The 17,838-nt window shown below is 51.0% G+C and carries 15 protein-coding genes; 9 read left to right on the plus strand and 6 right to left on the minus strand.

Annotation, left to right across the window (positions count from 1 at the left end; all coding sequences use genetic code 11):
- Positions 1-192: 192 nt before the first annotated feature.
- Positions 193-2,235, plus strand: a complete 2,043-nt coding sequence (locus ACYVK4_RS11710) for a beta-L-arabinofuranosidase domain-containing protein (RefSeq protein WP_461127697.1) — start codon at positions 193-195, stop codon at positions 2,233-2,235.
- A 319-nt stretch (positions 2,236-2,554) separates the two neighbouring features.
- Here ACYVK4_RS11710 and ACYVK4_RS11715 read toward each other — a convergent pair whose 3' ends face one another.
- From ACYVK4_RS11715 to ACYVK4_RS11735, 5 genes are all read right to left on the minus strand, one after another.
- Positions 2,555-3,859 (minus strand): Gfo/Idh/MocA family protein, encoded by a 1,305-nt coding sequence (locus ACYVK4_RS11715; protein ID WP_461127698.1) that lies wholly within the window; start codon positions 3,857-3,859, stop codon positions 2,555-2,557.
- Between the two features lie 26 nt (positions 3,860-3,885).
- Positions 3,886-4,662, minus strand: a complete 777-nt coding sequence (locus tag ACYVK4_RS11720; RefSeq protein ID WP_461127699.1) for a 3-ketoacyl-ACP reductase — start codon at positions 4,660-4,662, stop codon at positions 3,886-3,888.
- A 3-nt stretch (positions 4,663-4,665) separates the two neighbouring features.
- Complete coding sequence (locus ACYVK4_RS11725; protein WP_461127700.1) at positions 4,666-6,111, minus strand: oxidoreductase; 1,446 nt, start codon at positions 6,109-6,111, stop codon at positions 4,666-4,668.
- Between the two features lie 29 nt (positions 6,112-6,140).
- Positions 6,141-7,550 carry a glycosyl hydrolase gene (locus tag ACYVK4_RS11730; RefSeq protein ID WP_461127701.1) on the minus strand — a complete coding sequence of 470 codons (1,410 nt, stop codon included), beginning with the start codon at positions 7,548-7,550 and terminating at the stop codon, positions 6,141-6,143.
- Between the two features lie 189 nt (positions 7,551-7,739).
- Positions 7,740-8,093 (minus strand): hypothetical protein, encoded by a 354-nt coding sequence (locus ACYVK4_RS11735; protein ID WP_461127702.1) that lies wholly within the window; start codon positions 8,091-8,093, stop codon positions 7,740-7,742.
- 60 nt (positions 8,094-8,153) lie between these two features.
- On the opposite strand from ACYVK4_RS11735, the gene ACYVK4_RS11740 reads away from it, so the two are divergent.
- From ACYVK4_RS11740 to ACYVK4_RS11755, 4 genes are all read left to right on the plus strand, one after another.
- The gene (locus tag ACYVK4_RS11740; protein WP_461127703.1) at positions 8,154-8,615 is read left to right on the plus strand and encodes an OsmC family protein; all 462 of its coding nucleotides are present in this window, start codon (positions 8,154-8,156) and stop codon (positions 8,613-8,615) included.
- Positions 8,616-8,730: 115 nt separating this feature from the next.
- A complete protein-coding gene (locus tag ACYVK4_RS11745; protein WP_461127704.1) occupies positions 8,731-8,904 on the plus strand; it encodes a hypothetical protein in 174 nt (57 codons plus the stop codon).
- Positions 8,905-9,048: 144 nt separating this feature from the next.
- Positions 9,049-9,945, plus strand: a complete 897-nt coding sequence (locus ACYVK4_RS11750) for a DUF3667 domain-containing protein (protein WP_461127705.1) — start codon at positions 9,049-9,051, stop codon at positions 9,943-9,945.
- A gap of 5 nt (positions 9,946-9,950) precedes the next feature.
- Entirely contained in the window at positions 9,951-10,745 is a 795-nt protein-coding gene (locus tag ACYVK4_RS11755; RefSeq protein WP_461127706.1) for a thymidylate synthase, read from the plus strand.
- An 84-nt stretch (positions 10,746-10,829) separates the two neighbouring features.
- Here the strand turns inward: ACYVK4_RS11755 and ACYVK4_RS11760 are convergent, their stop codons facing one another.
- Entirely contained in the window at positions 10,830-11,132 is a 303-nt protein-coding gene (locus ACYVK4_RS11760) for a 2TM domain-containing protein (protein ID WP_461127707.1), read from the minus strand.
- 124 nt (positions 11,133-11,256) lie between these two features.
- On the opposite strand from ACYVK4_RS11760, the gene ACYVK4_RS11765 reads away from it, so the two are divergent.
- The 4 genes from ACYVK4_RS11765 to ACYVK4_RS11780 all read left to right on the plus strand — a co-directional run bounded on the left by ACYVK4_RS11765 (position 11,257) and on the right by ACYVK4_RS11780 (position 17,804).
- A complete protein-coding gene (locus ACYVK4_RS11765) occupies positions 11,257-12,990 on the plus strand; it encodes a helix-hairpin-helix domain-containing protein (protein ID WP_461127708.1) in 1,734 nt (577 codons plus the stop codon).
- A 140-nt stretch (positions 12,991-13,130) separates the two neighbouring features.
- Positions 13,131-15,542 (plus strand): TonB-dependent receptor, encoded by a 2,412-nt coding sequence (locus tag ACYVK4_RS11770; protein WP_461127709.1) that lies wholly within the window; start codon positions 13,131-13,133, stop codon positions 15,540-15,542.
- A gap of 94 nt (positions 15,543-15,636) precedes the next feature.
- Positions 15,637-16,710 (plus strand): DUF4249 domain-containing protein, encoded by a 1,074-nt coding sequence (locus ACYVK4_RS11775; protein WP_461127710.1) that lies wholly within the window; start codon positions 15,637-15,639, stop codon positions 16,708-16,710.
- Entirely contained in the window at positions 16,710-17,804 is a 1,095-nt protein-coding gene (locus tag ACYVK4_RS11780) for a DUF4249 domain-containing protein (RefSeq protein ID WP_461127711.1), read from the plus strand. Before ACYVK4_RS11775 ends, ACYVK4_RS11780 begins: the two co-directional genes overlap by 1 nt.
- Positions 17,805-17,838 lie beyond the last annotated feature (34 nt).

Raw genomic sequence — 17,838 nt, forward strand, 5'->3', positions numbered from 1 at the left:
CACGGATGCTTGTTGATGCATAGCTATGGCTTATCAACATAGTATAAAGCGATAGTCGATAGCCTTTGACAGAAAACGGGAACGCTTTTGCTTACTTTCTTCGTGCGGGAAATAAACAACCCGTATTCCCTGTAAGCTTCGGGATAAAAGCACCCGTAACCCGTCATCGTTCTCAGCCCGCAATCCTACAGTATGCGTATACACGTTTTGGTTGTCATATGCCTTAGCCTGGCTATTCAGACAACGGCTCAAACGCCAGCTATAAAAAAAGATATTCCGCCAGGTTTGTACCAGAATAACCGGAAACCGCTCCGCCCAAATCCTTACATCGAGTTGCCACTTGGCGCCATTAAAGCACAGGGCTGGCTGAAAGAAATGCTCTTACGCCAGAAGAGTGGTGCCTCAGGCCATCTCGACGAACTCTATCCGCTGGTGATGGGAAAGCGAAATGGCTGGCTGGGGGGCGATGGTGACCAATGGGAGCGGGGGCCTTACTGGATTGATGGACTCCTGCCGCTGGCCTATCTGCTGGATGATAAAGAACTAATCGCTAAAACAAAACCCTGGATCGAGTGGGCTCTTAACAGCCAGCAGCCCAACGGTTATTTTGGACCCCAAAAGAATTATACACCTGAACCCGGCGTCCAGCGCGATAATAGTGAAGACTGGTGGCCCAAGATGGTGGTGCTGAAAATCCTAAAGCAGTATTACACGGCAACAAACGATCAGCGGGTTATTCAACTGATGACCCGTTACTTCAGGTACCAGCTTCAGCAGCTACCCACGCATCCACTCGATCACTGGACCTTTTGGGCACGCTACCGGGGTGGCGACAACCTTATGATCGTTTATTGGCTGTATAACCAGACCGGCGATGCTTTTCTGCTCAAACTGGCTGATCTGATTCACAAACAGACATTTAATTATACCGACGGGTTTTTGAAGACAACCATGCTTTCGCAGCAGGGAAGCATTCACTGTGTCAATCTTGCTCAGGGTATAAAAGAGCCATTGATCTATTATCAGCAACATGCCGACTCAAAATACCCGGAGGCTGTCAACAAAGGCTTTGCCGACATTCGTCGTTACAACGGCATGGCGCATGGGTTGTATGGTGGGGATGAAGCGCTGCATGGCAACAACCCAACGCAAGGGTCGGAGTTGTGCTCGGCTGTAGAGATGATGTTCAGTCTGGAGAGTATACTGAACATTACCGGCAACGTTTCTTATGCAGATCAGTTGGAGAAGATTGCGTTCAATGCCTTACCCGCCCAGGTTAGCGATGATTTCATGGGTCGACAGTATTTCCAACAGGCCAATCAGGTGATGCTTACCCGACATATTCGCAATTTTGACCAGAATCACGGCGGTACCGATGGGTGTATCGGCCTGTTGACGGGGTATCCCTGCTGCACCTCCAACATGCACCAGGGGTGGCCCAAGTTTACCCAGAATTTATGGTATGCTACCGCCGACAAAGGTCTGGCAGCTCTGGTGTATTCGCCCAGTGAAGTGAAAGCGTACGTAGGCGGTGGCAAAGAAGTGAAGGTTATTGAAGAAACCAACTACCCTTTCGATGAGACGATCAGGTTTACGCTAACGATGGATAAGACGATTAAGTCAGTTGCCTTTCCTTTTCACCTGCGTATTCCGGCCTGGTGTAAACAGGCAAATATTTTGATCAATGGCCGGTTATGGAAGAATGTGGCGGGCAATCAGGTCGTACAGATAACGCGTTCATGGACGTCCGGTGATGTAGTCGAATTGACGCTACCGATGCATGTTTTTAAAAATCAGTGGTACGAAAATTCGGTTTCTGTGGAGCGTGGCCCCCTTACGTACGCGCTGAAAATGGGCGAGGAGTCGACGACTGTCAAGAATGAAAAAGACCCCATCCAATACGGTGATCAATATATTGAAGTGCGTCCTACCACTCCCTGGAACTATGGTCTGGTCGATGTACCGGATGCAAAGCTGGAGCAGGCCGTAAAGGTGATAAAAAAAGATCGGGTAACGACTTACCCCTGGAATCTGGACAACGCGCCTACCGAAATTCGGCTGAAAGCCAGACAGATTCCTTCCTGGCAATTGTATAACGAAATGACAGGTCCTATTCCCTACAGCATAACCAATGGCCTGATAACAAACCCAAAAGAAGAGGAGATTACACTGGTGCCTTACGGCTGTACGACCCTTCGGATTTCTCAGTTTCCGGTGGTAGAAAAAAGAAACTAAGGCGCAGGCATCGTACCCGTAAGCTTACTTTTGTCAAGACACGCTACAGCTCTCGGGATAAGACAGCTTTGATTTCCTCGTGTCAAAATGGTTTTCGATTAGCGTTTGGGGTAACGCAGTGCTGTTCACTCTAAAACCCGAAGGGATGACAGGATTATAAAAAGAAGGGTAAAATAATGTCACCCTTTCAGGGTTCTAAAAAAAATGGATATACGTTTTTCTATAATCCTGTCATCCCTTCGGGATTAATACTTAAAAGCGCTACGGAGTGGAGGGGCCACGAACCCGCCACTCCGCAAGACAATCGAAAATGTCGGTACTACACCTTCTCCGGCACCACAAATGGCGCGCGGTATTTACGGGTGAGCATTTGGTTCGCTTCTTTGTCGCCGACGAATACTTCGTTCTTCGGGTCGAAATGCAGGGTGCGTCCTAAGCGGTAGGCGATGTTGCCGAGGTGCGCAATGCCCGAGGCAAGGTGTGCTGTTTCGACGGGTCCGTTCTGTTTTTTGGTATCCCTCGCCCGAACGGCTTCGATGAAGTTCAGGTAGTGATCGCCCCCTTCATTGCGGGCCGGGCCGGGTGCCCGTTCTTTACCCAGGAACGTTTTATAATCCGAATAGCCGTTAATGACCATGTAGCCTTTGTCGCCGTAGAAGATGTTGCCGATTTCGACACCGTCCTCCTTATTGGTCATCCAGGGGCGAACCTCAAACTGAATCACTTTGCCCGACGACGGATATTTATACACCGATGTGAGGGTTTCGGGGGTTTCCTTGCAGTCGTTCCAGAGGAATTTACCACCCGCCGAGGTGATCTCTTCGGGGAGGCCTACGTCCAATCCCCACATACACAGGTCGGTTTCATGGATACCCTGGTTACCGATGTCGCCATTGCCATAATCCCAGAACCAGTGCCAGTTATAGTGGACGTAGTTTTTACTGAATTCTTTCGCCTGGGCCGGACCCTGCCACATGTTCCAGTTTAGTTCGGCCGGAACGGGAGAAGGCCCTTGATTGCCAATGTCCGGACGCCACTTATACACCAGCCCTCTGGCCATATACACCTTACCAATCAGCCCGTCGCGCAGGTGTTTGATAGCCTCCTGAATCGCCACCGAACTCCGTAACTGCACACCATGTTGCACAATGCGGTTGTAATGATGGGCCGCTTCGACCAGTTTACGTCCCTCACGAAGGTTGTGCGCGCCGGGTTTCTCAACGTACACATCCTTACCGGCCTGACACGCCCAGATAGCCGCCAGCGCGTGCCAGTGGTTTGGGGTGGCAATGCTCACAACGTCGATGTCTTTGTCGTCGTAGACCTGCCGGAGGTCGGCTATGGTCTTCACTTTTTTGTTGTATTTCTTCTCGAAATCGGCAGCTCCTGCCTGGAGTACATTGCTGTCGACATCGCAGAGCGTAGCGACTTCCACATCTTTCAGGCGAGAGAAGCCCTGAATGTGGTCTTTACCACGGCCGTTGATGCCAATGACGCCTACGCGCACCCGGTCATTGGCACCGAACGCACGCGCCGGAACAAACGTCGGCATACCGATTGCTGCTAGTGAACTGACCGCCCCCGCCTTGAGGACGAACCGCCGGGAAACTTGTTTTTCATTCATGATTTAGAACAGGTTTAGGAAAGGGTTTATAATCTCGGTATCGTCAATCCTCCATCGACCAGAATGACCTGTCCCGTGGAATATGGGAAATCACCTTTGGCAAGGGAAGCAACGGCGCGACCCACATCGTTAGGCAGCCCCCAGCGTTTTTGTACGGTTAATCCACTGTCGATCAGTGCATCGTATTTGGCGGTTACCCCCGCCGTCATGTCTGTTTTGATAACACCCGGCCGAACTTCATAAACGGGAATATTATGCTCACCAAGTCGGGTGGCAAAAAGTTGGGTTGTCATGCTCAGCCCCGCTTTCGCCACGCAATATTCGCCACGGTTCACCGACGCCACCGTGGCTGAAACGGATGATACGTTGATGATACAGCCCCAGAAATCAACCTGATCAGCGCGTTGGGCAATCATCCAGTTGGCGGTTGCCTGGGTCAGGAAGTAAGCTCCCTGCAAGTTCGTAGAGAGCACATACTGAAAACTTTCTTCGGTGGCTTCCAGAATATCCCGCCGTTCTTTGGGTGCTACGCCCGCATTGTTCACCAATACGTTCAATCGCCCGAAATGACCTTTTATGGCCTCAATCATCTCAGCACGTGCCTCGCGCGAAGCAATATCGCCAGGGCAGTAGAGCACATCACTTCCCCGACTTCGTAACCCATCTAAAGCGTCCCGTACGGCGTCTTCCGGCCGGACGCCATTGATGGCCAGATCGAATCCGGCATCGGCCAATTGTTCGGCAATGCCGTAGCCAATACCACGGCTACCTCCTGTTATACATGCTACCGGACGGCGTTTCATCGTTTACAGGCTTTCTTTGATGGCTTTCAACTGTTCGGCTTCGGGACTTTTCTTGTAGAGCGTGTCCAGCGGATAGCAGCCCGAAATCAGGCCATTCCGGGGAGCCGTCGTACAGTCCGAGAAGGTGCGGCAGATGAGGTTACGGACGAGCGACTTGCCCGCCAGCATATCGGCGGGCATGGTCGGGTAGGAGAGTACCATCCGGCCAAAGCCTACGCTATCGGCCATGCCTTTCTGCAATACCTGCTGCGCTACGTTGGGCAGCCATTCCTGCAAGTACGAATAGCCCGAGCCAATAAAAACCAGTTCAGGGAACGCCTGCTTTAACTCACTTGTCACGTCGATTTGCCGCTTCACACCCAGTAGCGGGTCTTCCGGTGGCAGGTAGCCATCCGAAGGAGGGAACAGGGCGGGCCGCATCAGGTGAGGGTTGTAATACGGACTTCCCCCGGTAATGCACACCAACTGAATGCCGAGCGATTCGGCCAGCGCCAGAAAGGCTTTGGTCTCTGTCAGGTCAAGCTCTACGCCATTTTCTTTTCCGCCAAAGGCAAACGGGTACTGTTCCATGGATTCCGGGATTCCCGCCCCTGCCGGTCCTTTCTTAAACGGCAGCATATCGAAGGCACTCAGGCGAATACCAATGCCCAGCCCCGGAGCGGCTTCCCGAATACCCGCAACGATGTTCCGCAAGTAGCGCGTACGGTTTTCAAAGGAACCCCCGTAACGTCCCTCACGGCTAACCGCGCTGAGAAATTCGTGGCCCAGATAGCCGTGGCAGTGTTTTATATCGACAAAGTCATACCCGGCTTTCTGCGCCAGCACAGCCGCTTCTACGTACTGCTCGATGATCCGGTCGATCTCATTATCTGTCAGCGTAGGGTAATCGGCCTCCATACCGAATTTACTATTCAGAAAGGGGTGGCTGTATAGGATTTTTGATTCAAACGCTTTGTGGCTTTTCGGTTTGCAAAAACGCCCTGAGTGCGTGAGTTGAAGGCCAATGACTAAATCGTCCGTTTGGCCGAACGCTGCGGTATGCTCATCGAGGAGCAACTGCCGCAGTTCGACAAAATCGGGGAATGTTTCATCGTTCATCACCAACTGGTTCGGGTTGGCCTTCCCGGAATGGCAGACCGCCACCGCTTCGCAGCCAAAAAGCAGCTTAGCTCCGCTAATGGCAAATTTCTTCCACCGATTCCGGGTGAAGTCAGTGGGTCGGCCATCGAGGGTGCCATCCCAGCCTTCCATAGGTAAAATACAAAGGCTGTTGCCAATGGTCTTCCCTGACTTAAGGGAAATGGACCGGTTGAACGGGCTTTCGGCCGGGGGTAATAAGGTATCGTCGAACGGCAGGTCGATGTCGTTTTTTGTCAGGTAGTTGCGCAGGTCATCAGCCGTTTTCAACTGGGCCATGCGGGGGTAGGCGGGTTTGTATTTTTCACTCATTGCGGTAAAAACGGGTATTTATCCTTCAGTTAGTCATTCTGGGGTTCAGCGATCCGATTGAAGAATGTGTAGTAAGGTTCGTTACGGATAATTCGTTGCAGGTAGAGGGCCACTTCGCGGGCGTGGTAGTCGCCCCACATGCTCGACTCGCCATTGGCAATCTTGCTGCCTGCTGGTACATAATCCCAGCCATTAGGCTGATGATAAATGGAGTGAAGCAGTAAACCCTGATGGGCTGGGTCGGTGCTTAGATACGGCTCATCAAACAAGGTGTTCAGTACCGTTAGGCCCGCCTGATAATACCGTTTTCCAGAGTCGGAGTTCCCTTTTTCGGTCAGGTATTTTCCTAATCGAAGCAGCCCCTGCGCACCTATGGCAGCGGCTGAGCTGTCTACCGGTTCGAAGTCATTGTAAGGGTCGGCGGGGCGGTTGAGGTAATCGCCCAGACGGTGCAGGTTGGGCGCTCCTGTGTCCCAATACGGTATGCCGTCGGTTGGTGTATGGTCAATGTAGAAATCGCAGGTGGCGGTTGCGGCTTTAAGCATATAGGCTTCAATGTGCGCCCGCCCGCCAAACGCATCCAGTTCGGCATCGTCGCGGGTGGCGAGCCACTCGAGTTGTTCAGGGAAGCCGCACATGGCCCAGGCCAGGCCGCGCGTCCAGGTAGTAAAGCCCGAATAGCCCTGTTGTGAATTGGGACAGCGGAAGTTGCCGTCTCGCACGTTAAACACGCTTTCGTGCGCCGTGCGGCCCCATATGTCGTACGAATCGCGGCCTTCGCCATAAAAGACCGAGTAGTCGGCGGTGGCTTTTATGTGCTGAAGCGCCCGGTCGAGCAGGTTGATTTTTACATCACCTTCGCCCTGAAAGACATGGCCCAGCGAATGGCTCAGGACCAGCGCCCGGCATGAACGAATGGTATCTACAAAGAGCGAGTGCGGACCGTTGAATGAGCTAATAAAACCGGCTGCGCCATCCGGGCTGTTTTTGATAGGCGTCCAGCGGCTGGCCTGTACAGCGCCGGATATCTTGAGGGCTAGTTCGTACAGGTTTTTCTCCCATTCATTAAAGTCTATTCGCCCTTCCCGCATTAATCGAAGCAGGTTCCCGTAGGTGCTGACATTATTAAACCCGTGGTCGTGAACGCCGATATGGCTGATGTGAGGAGCCATGACCGTCAACGTTTTCTGACGGCCGGCTTCCAGAAATTCCGTTTCGTTGGTGGCGTCGAACTGTAGAATCGAAGATCCGAACTGAAAGCCCTGTGTCCACTCGGTCCAGCCGCGCGTGGTGTATTTTCCCTGAATGGTAAAAACGGGCGATCCTTTACTTACATCGTACTCGTTGTCAATGAGTTGTATTTTCTGGCCGGAGAGTGTCCAGAAGCGGTTAAGTTTAGCAGAAAGGTCGGCAGCTTGTAAGGATTCGTTAATCAGCATTGAATGGGGGCTTTTCCGGTTTTCAATTGGTACGGGTTTATCGGGAAATAATCTAAACCAGAAAGAGCCGGAAGTCGGAACGCTACTGTACAGCGTGCCCGAAAATGTTTATTCAGACAAACAGGAACCGGCTCGACAGTATCTGCCGACCGATGAGATAAGACATGAGAAGCAAATGCTGCGAAAGAACTAGAAAAGACCCTGCCCGAAGAAAGCCGGTATCGACACGGGCTTGTTATGCAGGATAAGGAAGTAAACCAGCCCGGCCAGGACTAAATAGCTGAATGCCAGCCATTTTCTCTTTTGGGCGAACTCCATAGGGTGATGGTAATAATCATAAATCATGGAAGCCGATAGACCCATGACCATCAAAAAGAACGAGAACACCCCAAAATCTGTTCGGTACATGCGCACAGACTGCATAAAGGTTGCCCCCGAAACGATGTACAGCAGCCAGGCCGCAAATCCTGCCCGATACAGGTAAATGCTGAGCCGCCGGTCGTTTTTAAGGTCGAAAAGGTCGTCTGTGAATTTCTCGGACATGATTTCTGCCGTTTGGGCAGGTGAAAATACGAATTCTTTACTTTAAACGCAAAAAAGACAATGCTTGATACACAACCGGTTGAGACCACTCAGGAATTTAATACCATGCAGGTTGAACTGGTACGCGTCGACGATGGGTTTCATTTTGAAGCAATTGGAAAATCGGGCGTAGCCCAGCACATTGATGCGGCCACCGATATTGGCGGGCATAACGCCGGGGCTCGCCCCATGGAAATGTTATTGATGGGTCTGGCCGGTTGCTCGGCCATCGACGTGATCCTGATTCTCAAAAAGCAGAAACAGGTCATTGACGATTTTCGTCTGAAGGTGGATGGCTTGCGGGAAAAGGACGCGATACCCGCTCCTTTCAAAAAAATTCACATTACTTACCTGCTAAAAGGCCAGCTGAACGAGGATAAAGTGAAACGGGCGATTGATCTGTCGATGGATAAATACTGTTCGGCAACGGCACAGTTTCGCCCATCGGTCGACATTACCTATTCATTTGAGATACAGGCGTAAGTAAGCCTACAAGGCATCGAAAACTTTATAGGTTTGTTTCATAGATGGCGTAGTTTTTGCATAGATTCTGGTCATGCGCGTTAATGCGTCAAGAACCTTAATCACTGCATGTATCATGAAAAAAGCCATTCTGGGTCTTGCCCTGCTGACCACCCTGACAACGATGTCATTTGCCGGTGAAATCCGCAAAGAGAAGAAAACAAAAAAAGCGACTACGACAAATTGTGAGAAAACATCCTGCGATAAGGGTACTACTCATGCCTGCTGCATGAAAAAGGCGCAGGCGTAACCGCTGGCTATTCATAAAAAAGCCTCGCGCTGATCTTATAAATGATCAGCGCGAGGCTTTTTTATGAGCTGAATCTTATTTTTCTGGATTCGTGCCGTTTCGTGTTTACATCATGAGTATTTTTGAAAAAAGCAGAACGTACTGATGACTCCTTCTCCCATTGTCGATTCGAACACACCCCAAACCGACGAGCTGGCAGCCTGTCTGAATTGTGATCACCCGCTCACTGGTCAGTATTGTAAAGAGTGTGGCCAACAGGCTGACACACGTCGTATCAACTGGTACTACCTCTGGCATGAAGTTTCGGAGAGCATGTGGGGCATCGAGCGGGGTATCTTATTTACCCTACGCGAACTCCTCGTTCGGCCGGGGTATACGATCCGCGAGTTTCTGGCCGGGAAGCGGATTAATCATTATCGACCGCTGGCCTTACTACTGATGCTGGGTGCTATTTATGTGTTTGTGTCGCAAGTGCTGCACGTTGACCTATTAAAAGCAAGCCAGCAGGTATATAGCTATCCCGAGCCTAAAGCTGATTCGTCAGGTCAAGCAAAGGAAGTTCTAACTAAATACTTTCAGGTTCTCGATGAAAATCAGCAGTTTGGTGACCTGTTCATGGTGCCATTCATCGCCTTCTGGTGCTGGAGACTGTTTCGGCGAAGCGGATATAACTACCCCGAAATGTTGGTTGCCCAAACATTTATGGCCAATTTTGGCTTGTTTTTCTCCCTGGTCATGCTTCTTGCTTTTTGGGTACTGGGCGACTCGGCTACCATATTGACAGGCATCATGAGCGTTAGTATGCTAATACCGTTAGCCTATAATGCCTTTGCCCATACGCAACTCTTTAAAGGTAAACTAAGACCATTGAGTATTGTGCTGCGTTCTGTAAGCGCTTATTTGCTGGGCTATATAAGCCTTTTACTCGTTATGGGGTTTATTTTGTTTGTATATACCATCATCTTTCTTGTCAGCACTGATCAACACAAAGCACTGCCCAAAAAAACTAAGCCCGCAGTGAGTCAGCATGCCCACTCTTAATACATATGCAACAATACCACGACCTGCTTCGCCACATTCTGGCCAACGGAACCCGCAAAACTGATCGAACCGGTACCGGCACCATCAGCGTATTTGGCTATCAGATGCGTTTCAACTTACAGGATGGGTTTCCATTGCTGACTACTAAAAAAGTCCATACCAAGTCAATTATTCATGAATTGCTGTGGTTCATTAAAGGTGATACCAATATCAAATACCTGAAAGATAACGGGGTTTCGATCTGGGACGAATGGGCCGACGAAAACGGCGACTTAGGGCCGGTATATGGCAAACAGTGGCGCAGTTGGGCCGGTCCGCAGGGGCAGGTGATCGACCAGCTGCAGGATGTGTTGCGTCAACTTAAAAACACGCCTGATTCGCGAAGGATCATCATTTCGGCCTGGAATCCCGCCGATGTGCCCAGCATGGCCTTGCCACCCTGTCATCTGTTGATGCAGTTTTATGTAGCCGATAACAAGCTGTCCTGTCAGCTTTATCAGCGGAGTGCCGATGTGTTTTTAGGGGTTCCGTTCAATATTGCCAGCTACGCGCTGTTGACAATGATGATTGCGCAGGAGTGCGGACTGGAGGCTCACGAATTCATCTGGACGGGGGGCGATACCCACCTGTACCTGAACCATCTGGAGCAGGTAGAAACCCAACTCGCCCGCGACTTCAGGCCCCTGCCAACCATGCGGCTAAACCCCGATGTCCGTTCGGTGTTCGACTTTACCTACGCCGATTTCACCCTCGAAAATTACAACCCGCATCCAGCCATCAAAGCGCCGGTAGCGGTATGAGATTTGATAGAACACAGATCTTTAAGATTGTTATGATAAATAATGATAACCTCAAAAATCATAACAATCATAAAGGTCTGTGTTCTATTGGTTTACCAGCTTCTGGTACTCGCGCTCGATCATGTCCCGTTCGTTGCCGTAATGAATGGCCAGGTAGTGGGAGACCAGCCCGATACCCCAGCCTAACATCGGGAAAACTGGCCACGGAAAAAGAGTATTGGCATGATCACTCGTGGTATTGATAATAAACGCACTGAAGGCCCAGATAAGCCATAGTCCGCCGTTGATAATTAAATAGGCCTGTAAGTGAATCCGAAAACCGACACGGGCTTTCGCTTGTTTCCATAAATAAGGGTCGCGTTGGGGTGTATGCTGGTTCGGTTCCATCGTCGTCTTTGCTAAAGGTTTATTGTCGTTTTGAATTGACCTGACAAAGATGCTCTACCCAACCAACGCGTTTCCCTGAAATCTGACCAATTGCCTAACTTGCGGAGTGAATTCCCCCTTAAGCATGACCAATTCTGAAATCGTTGACCTGCTCGAACTCACCGGCCGGTTAATGGAACTCCACGACCGCGATGCGTTCAAGACGCGCTCTTACCAGACAGCTGCGTTTAACCTCGATAAATCCACTGCCGACCTTGCTAACTTGCCCGTTGATGAACTGGTGAAGCTACAGGGCGTTGGTAAATCTGTTGCTCAGAAAATTCGCGAGATCGCCGAAACGGGTCGCCTGACGGAACTTGATGAATTACTGGCCCAAACACCCCAGGGGGTGCTGGACATGTTTCGCATAAAAGGACTAGGTGTCAAGAAGGTGCGGACCCTCTGGCATGAGTTGGGTATTACCAACCTCCGTGACCTTCAGTTGGCAGGCGAAAACGGTCAGATTGCGAAGATCAAAGGCTTTGGCGCCAGCACGCAGGAGAAGATTCTGGCGGCTCTGGAATTCCTTCAGGAGCAGCAGGGTAAAGTTCGGATGGACAAAGCGGCCATGATCGCCAATAGGCTCGTGGAACAATTGAGTGCCCATTTTGAGCGGGTAGAAATTAGCGGTCAGGTACGACGGAAAGCGCAGGAAGTCGATGGAATTCAACTGCTCATTCAAACCAGCGATCCGGTTTCGGCCATGCTGACGCTGAATGGTTTTGATAATCTGGTGCAGGATGTTCGTGAATCATCGCCGTTTGCGTGGCGCGGGCACCTGACCGGTTTCGACGTGCTGGTGGAACTGCTGTTTTATCCCGCCGAACAACTGAGTCGGCAGTTGTTTATTCAAACGGCCACCGAAGCGCATTTGAAACAAGCCGGGAATGGGGGCGTTCCGTTATTGCAAGTCGCCTATGCCGGTGTTTTGCCCGAATCAACCAATTCTGCCGATGTAACGCAAGTTGAAACAGCTATCTACGAAAAAGCTGGTTTGCCGTATATCGTGCCCGAAATGCGCGAGGATGACTTTGCGTTTCGCTGGGCCAGTCGCTATAAACCTGAAGAACTTGTCACCTGGGACGATCTGAAGGGAACGCTGCATAACCATAGCACCTGGTCGGATGGGAAGCAGTCGGTGGCAGATATGGCCGCCTACTGCCAGAAGCTGGGACTGACGTATTTTGGTATTGCCGACCACTCCAAAACCGCTTCGTACGCGGGTGGACTGGATGCTGAGCGCGTTCGTCAGCAGCAGCTGGAAATTGACGAAATCAATAAAACGTTCGGGGCTGATTTTCGTATTTTCAAAGGTATTGAGTCGGATATTCTGGGCGATGGTTCCCTGGATTACGACGATGAGACACTGGCGACGTTCGATTATGTCGTGGCCTCGGTTCACCAGACACTGACCATGACGCAGGAGAAGGCAACGAACCGGTTGCTTCGGGCCATTGAGAATCCGTATACGACTATTCTGGGACATCCAACGGGGCGGTTGCTCCTTGCCCGCGAAGGTTATCCCATCGACCACCGGGCTATCATCGACGCCTGTGCGGAGCATAAGGTCATCATCGAAATCAACGCCAGTCCGTATCGGCTCGATATCGACTGGCACTGGATCGAATACGCCATGCAGCAGGGCGTCATGCTGAGTATTAACCCCGACGCCCATGATTTTGCCGGTTTGCTTGACATGCACTACGGAGTAGCCATCGGCCGCAAAGGCGGATTAACCAAAGCCATGACCTTCAATGCGCTAACCTTAGCCGAAATGACGGCGTATTTGGAGCGACGACGGGCGGAGATACGCAGGTGAATGCAGGGAATTGGGATAAAGAGGGATTAATTGTTGGTTAATGAATATAGGAAATAGGGTAAATACGTCGCCGTCTCTCCTTAAATCATTATCTTTCAGTTTCATAACTACCCCTTTCCGCACGCCCTAAACCCGTCTCTATGCGTTTTCCACTTTTACTGCTATTTTCCCTTTGTGTACTCAACGGGGCTGTTGCCCAACAACGAACAAATTCCGGAGCCAACCCGGTTACGTTTTCTGCAACGGGTTATGTGCGGGATGCAAAAACGGGTAAGCCGATTCAGGGCGTTAATATTGTCGTGCTAAACGTATCGAAGGGGTACGTGACGGCTAAAGATGGTTTCTACACGATACAATTACCCGTCGGGGATTTTGTTCTTCGCTTTTCACACGTAGGCTATCGTGCCAAACAGGATACCATTTCCCTGCAAAGTACGCTCTTCCGTGAGGTTACGATGGAAGATGATGCCAAAGACCTCGAAGAAGTGGTCGTGACCAGCGAGTCGCCCGATCGTAACGTTCGTAAAGTCGAAATTGGCGTTTCTCAACTAACCATTCGCAGCATTCGGCGGATTCCGCCCCTGATGGGTGAGGTCGATGTGCTGCGGTCGCTGCTCCTTCTGCCGGGGGTGACAACCGTGGGCGAAGGAGCCCCCGGCTTCAACGTCCGGGGGGGCAGTGCCGATCAGAATCTGATCCTGTTCGATGAAGCGCCGGTATTCAATTCGAGCCATCTGATGGGCTTTTTCTCGGTTTTTAACCCCGATGTCGTACGCGATGTTACGTTGAACCGGGGTGGAGTGGCCGCTGCGTTTGGCGGGCGGGCGTCGTCGGTGCTGGATGTGAAAATTAAAGAGCCCGACGCCCAGAAATGGGGGGTCAATGGCGGAATCGGCATTATTTCGAGCCGCCTAGGTATTGAGGGGCCCATTATTAAAAACAAATTATCCTTTCTACTGGCCGCCCGCGCGTCGTTCAACGACTTTCTCTTTAAGCTGGCTCCGCCGAATCTGAAAGGTACACAGGCCAATTTTTATGATCTGACATCGAAGCTCAAATACCAGCCCAACGAAAAGAATACCATAACGCTTACCGGCTATTTGAGCACCGACGTCTTCAAACTGGCATCCGACTCGCTATCTGGTCAGGAGATCAATGCTTCATCGACGAAGTTCAACTACCAGACCATGAACGCCGTGCTGCGCTGGAACTACTTCATGAGCAAACAGGTGAATCTGGCTTCGTCCGTTATTTTCAGCCGCTACCAGGCTGATCTTTCGGCGCCCGATTCGGCCAACGCGTTTCAGCTGAAGTCGGGGGTCTTGCATCGGCAGGTTAAATCCGATCTGACCTTTACACCTAGTGAAGTGCATCAATGGCAGGTGGGAGTCAGCGCTATTGACTACTTGATACAGCCAAATACACGGATACCGGGACCGTACTCCAACGTGTTGCCCGTTGACCTCGCCCGCGAACGGGCCTATGAACTGGCGGCTTACATTCAGGACGAATGGAAACTGAATACGAATGTGGCCATCATTGCCGGGTTACGCTATTCGGCCTTGCTGAACCGGGGACCTGCCGCCGTTCGTACTTATCAGGAAAACGGTCCTAAAGAAGATGAAGCGGTTACGTCGACAAAAACCTACGAAGCCGGGAATGTTTATCACTCAGCGGGCGGCCTGGAACCCCGCCTGGCTATACGCTGGACGGTGGGCGACGGGAAGGCCATCAAAGCGGGGTATAGCCGATTGCGACAATATATTCAGCAGGTAACAAACACGACAGCGGCTTTGCCCACGTCGCGCTGGCACCTGAGCGACATGTATACCAAGCCCGTTATTGCCGATCAGTGGTCGCTGGGGTACTTCACCAACACCACCGATAACGCCCTTGAAGCATCAGGCGAAGTGTATTACAAAACGTTAAACAACGCCATCGACTACCGCGATGGGGCCGAGCTGCAACTGGCGCAGGCCGTTGAAACGCAGATCGTGCAGGGGAGCGGGCAGGCTTATGGTTTTGAGGGATTGCTGCGAAAGAACAAAGGCCGCTGGACGGGCTTCATGAGTTATACCTATGCGCGTACATTTCTGACGATGAACAGCCCCTATGTAGCTGAGCAGGTGAACAACGGTAATCCGTATCCGGCCAATTACGATAAGCCGCATACGCTGAATATTCTGGCCACCCACCGCCCAACAACCTGGTTTAGTATGTCGCTGAATTTTACCTATAGCACAGGGCGTCCTACCACCCAACCCTCCGCCGTGGCCCGCGTAGCCGGGGTACTCATTCCCATCTACCTCGACCGGAATCAGCAGCGCGTACCTGATTATCACCGGCTCGACTTTTCGATGACTTTTGAGCAGAACCCCCTCAAGAAAAAGAAGAATCAGAGTAGCTGGGTCTTCTCAATTTATAACGTGTATGCCCATAAAAATGCCTACTCGATCTTTTATAAGTTGAGTCCGGCTTCGCTCTCGGATGCGTATAAGCTGTCAATTTTTGGAACCGCTTTCCCATCACTGACCTACAATTTTAAATTCTGAGGAAAGGCCGCCAGCCGCCCCAAACGGTGAGTGTCGTCTGGCCCGTTGGTTCGATTGCGCTGGCTGATGCCAATAACGATAATCTCCTGCGTTTATGGGAATACGAAATGACATACTCAGATTAGGGAAATACATGGGGGTGCTGCTTATGCTGCTCGTAGTTTCGTGCGTGACCGAATTTCAGCCGGATACGGTTAGTCTACCACCTTCCCTGATTGTAGAAGGACAGGTAACCGACCAGCCGGGGCCCTACAGCATCAAACTTACCCGCAGCGCCGACTACTCATATAAGAGCCTGAACCTGCTGGAAACGGGCGCCACGGTGACTATTTCGGATAACCTGGGTAATCAGGAAACGTTGAAAGAACAAGCGCCGGGGGGAACCTACCAGACCAATGCCACCGGTCTTCGGGGCGTGGTTGGGCGTAGCTACAAGCTCACGATACAAACCAAGGCCGGCAAACGGTACGAGTCCGATGTGGAAGTGCTGCCCGCTGCGCCACCGATTCTAAAACTGTATTATGAATATACCAATGAGTCCGGCGGGCTAAACCCGGCAAAAAGTCAGGGTTGGGATGTGTATCTGGATACGAAAGACCCGGAAGTAACCGGCAATTATTACCGCTGGACATGGACGCACTTTGAGTTCACCGATGTCTGTTTCAAACGTGAACTGGCCAACGGTTCCCTGACCGGGTTGGGGTGTTGTACGAATTGCTGGGATATAACCCGCTGTTACAACTGCATCAGCATCAGCTCGGATGTGAACATTAACGGGCAGGCAATCAGTCGGCAGTTTATTAGCCGCGTACCGTATAAATCCAAGAGTAAGTATTACCTGGAAGTGCAGCAGCAGGCAATCAGTAAAGGGGCCTATGATTTCTGGAAAAGCGTTCGGCAGTTGACCAGCAATACGGGTGGATTGTTCGATGCCGCACCGTCAATTGTTCGGGGTAATATTCACTGCACAAGCAATCCTGCCGAAAGGGTATATGGGTATTTCGGTGCTACCGGCTTATCGGAACAATACATTTATGTTGACCGAATTAATGGTCAGGGCGTTCCGGATCTAGATCCTCCGGTTTTGGTACCCCAGCCTTCAACTTGCGTTCCCTGCGAAAACAGTCTCTATCGAACACCTAATAAGCCACGCTGGTGGCAGTTTTAATGACAACTGAAAAAACAAAAAATACACGCCGGTCGGTAAAATACGGCATTTTCCTGATCGGGCTAACCGCTTGCCTGGTAGGCTGCATAACACCTTTTCAACCGAATGCCGTTAGTGTATCGCCCCTGTTGATCGTCGATGGTCAGATTACGGATCAGCCGGGCCCTTACACGATCAGGCTTACCCGCACCTCCGATTATACAAATAGAAGCCTTAATTTGCTGGAAGCAGCCGCTACCGTTAGCATTTCAGATAACCTGGGTAACCAGGAGGTACTGAAAGAGCAAGCACCGGGAGGTGTGTACCAGAGTAGTATCAACGGCATTCGAGGGGTGCCGGGTAGACGGTATAAGCTAACCATTCTGACAAAAGCCGGGAAGCGCTACGAGTCCGAATCCGAAGTATTGCCTGCTGTTCCGCCTATCCAGAAGGTATATTCGGAGTCGAATTATACACCGGCTACGGGTACGACCCCTGAAAACCAGTCCTGGTCCGTATACATCGATACCAAAGACCCTGATACATTGGGCAACTATTACAAATGGAGCTGGACGCATTACGAAGTGCCGACGGCCTGTCGGAAAACGTTTGTGGCCGCCAGAAGCAACTATACCGGCATCTCCTGCTGTACAGACTGCTGGGATATAACCCGTTGTTACAATTGTGTAAGTATAAACTCGGATGTAAATATCAATGGGAACGCCATTAGTCGTCAATTTATAGCCGACGTTCCGTTTACGTCGCTGAGTCGATACTATATAGAAGTAGAGCAGCAGGCCCTTAGCAAACGGGCTTATTTGTTCTGGAAAAGTGTTCAGCAGTTGACGGGTAATACGGGTGGCTTATTCGACGTTGCGCCTTCTTCAGTGCAGGGAAATATCAAGTGCATCACTACGCCCGGAGAACCAGTGTATGGGTATTTTGGTGCGGTGGGGCTGTCGGTCAACTATTTATTGGTTGACCGAATCAATGGAAAAGGATCTCCAAAACTCGATTTTCCGACAGTGATTCCGTATCCAACAAACCCGGGCTGTGTTGTTTGTGAAAACAGCCTGTATCGAACACCTAATAAGCCTCGTTTCTGGACTTATTAACTGGTTTGGTGGGGTCGTATAAATAAAATAGCTT

Source organism: Spirosoma aerophilum (assembly GCF_054782495.1).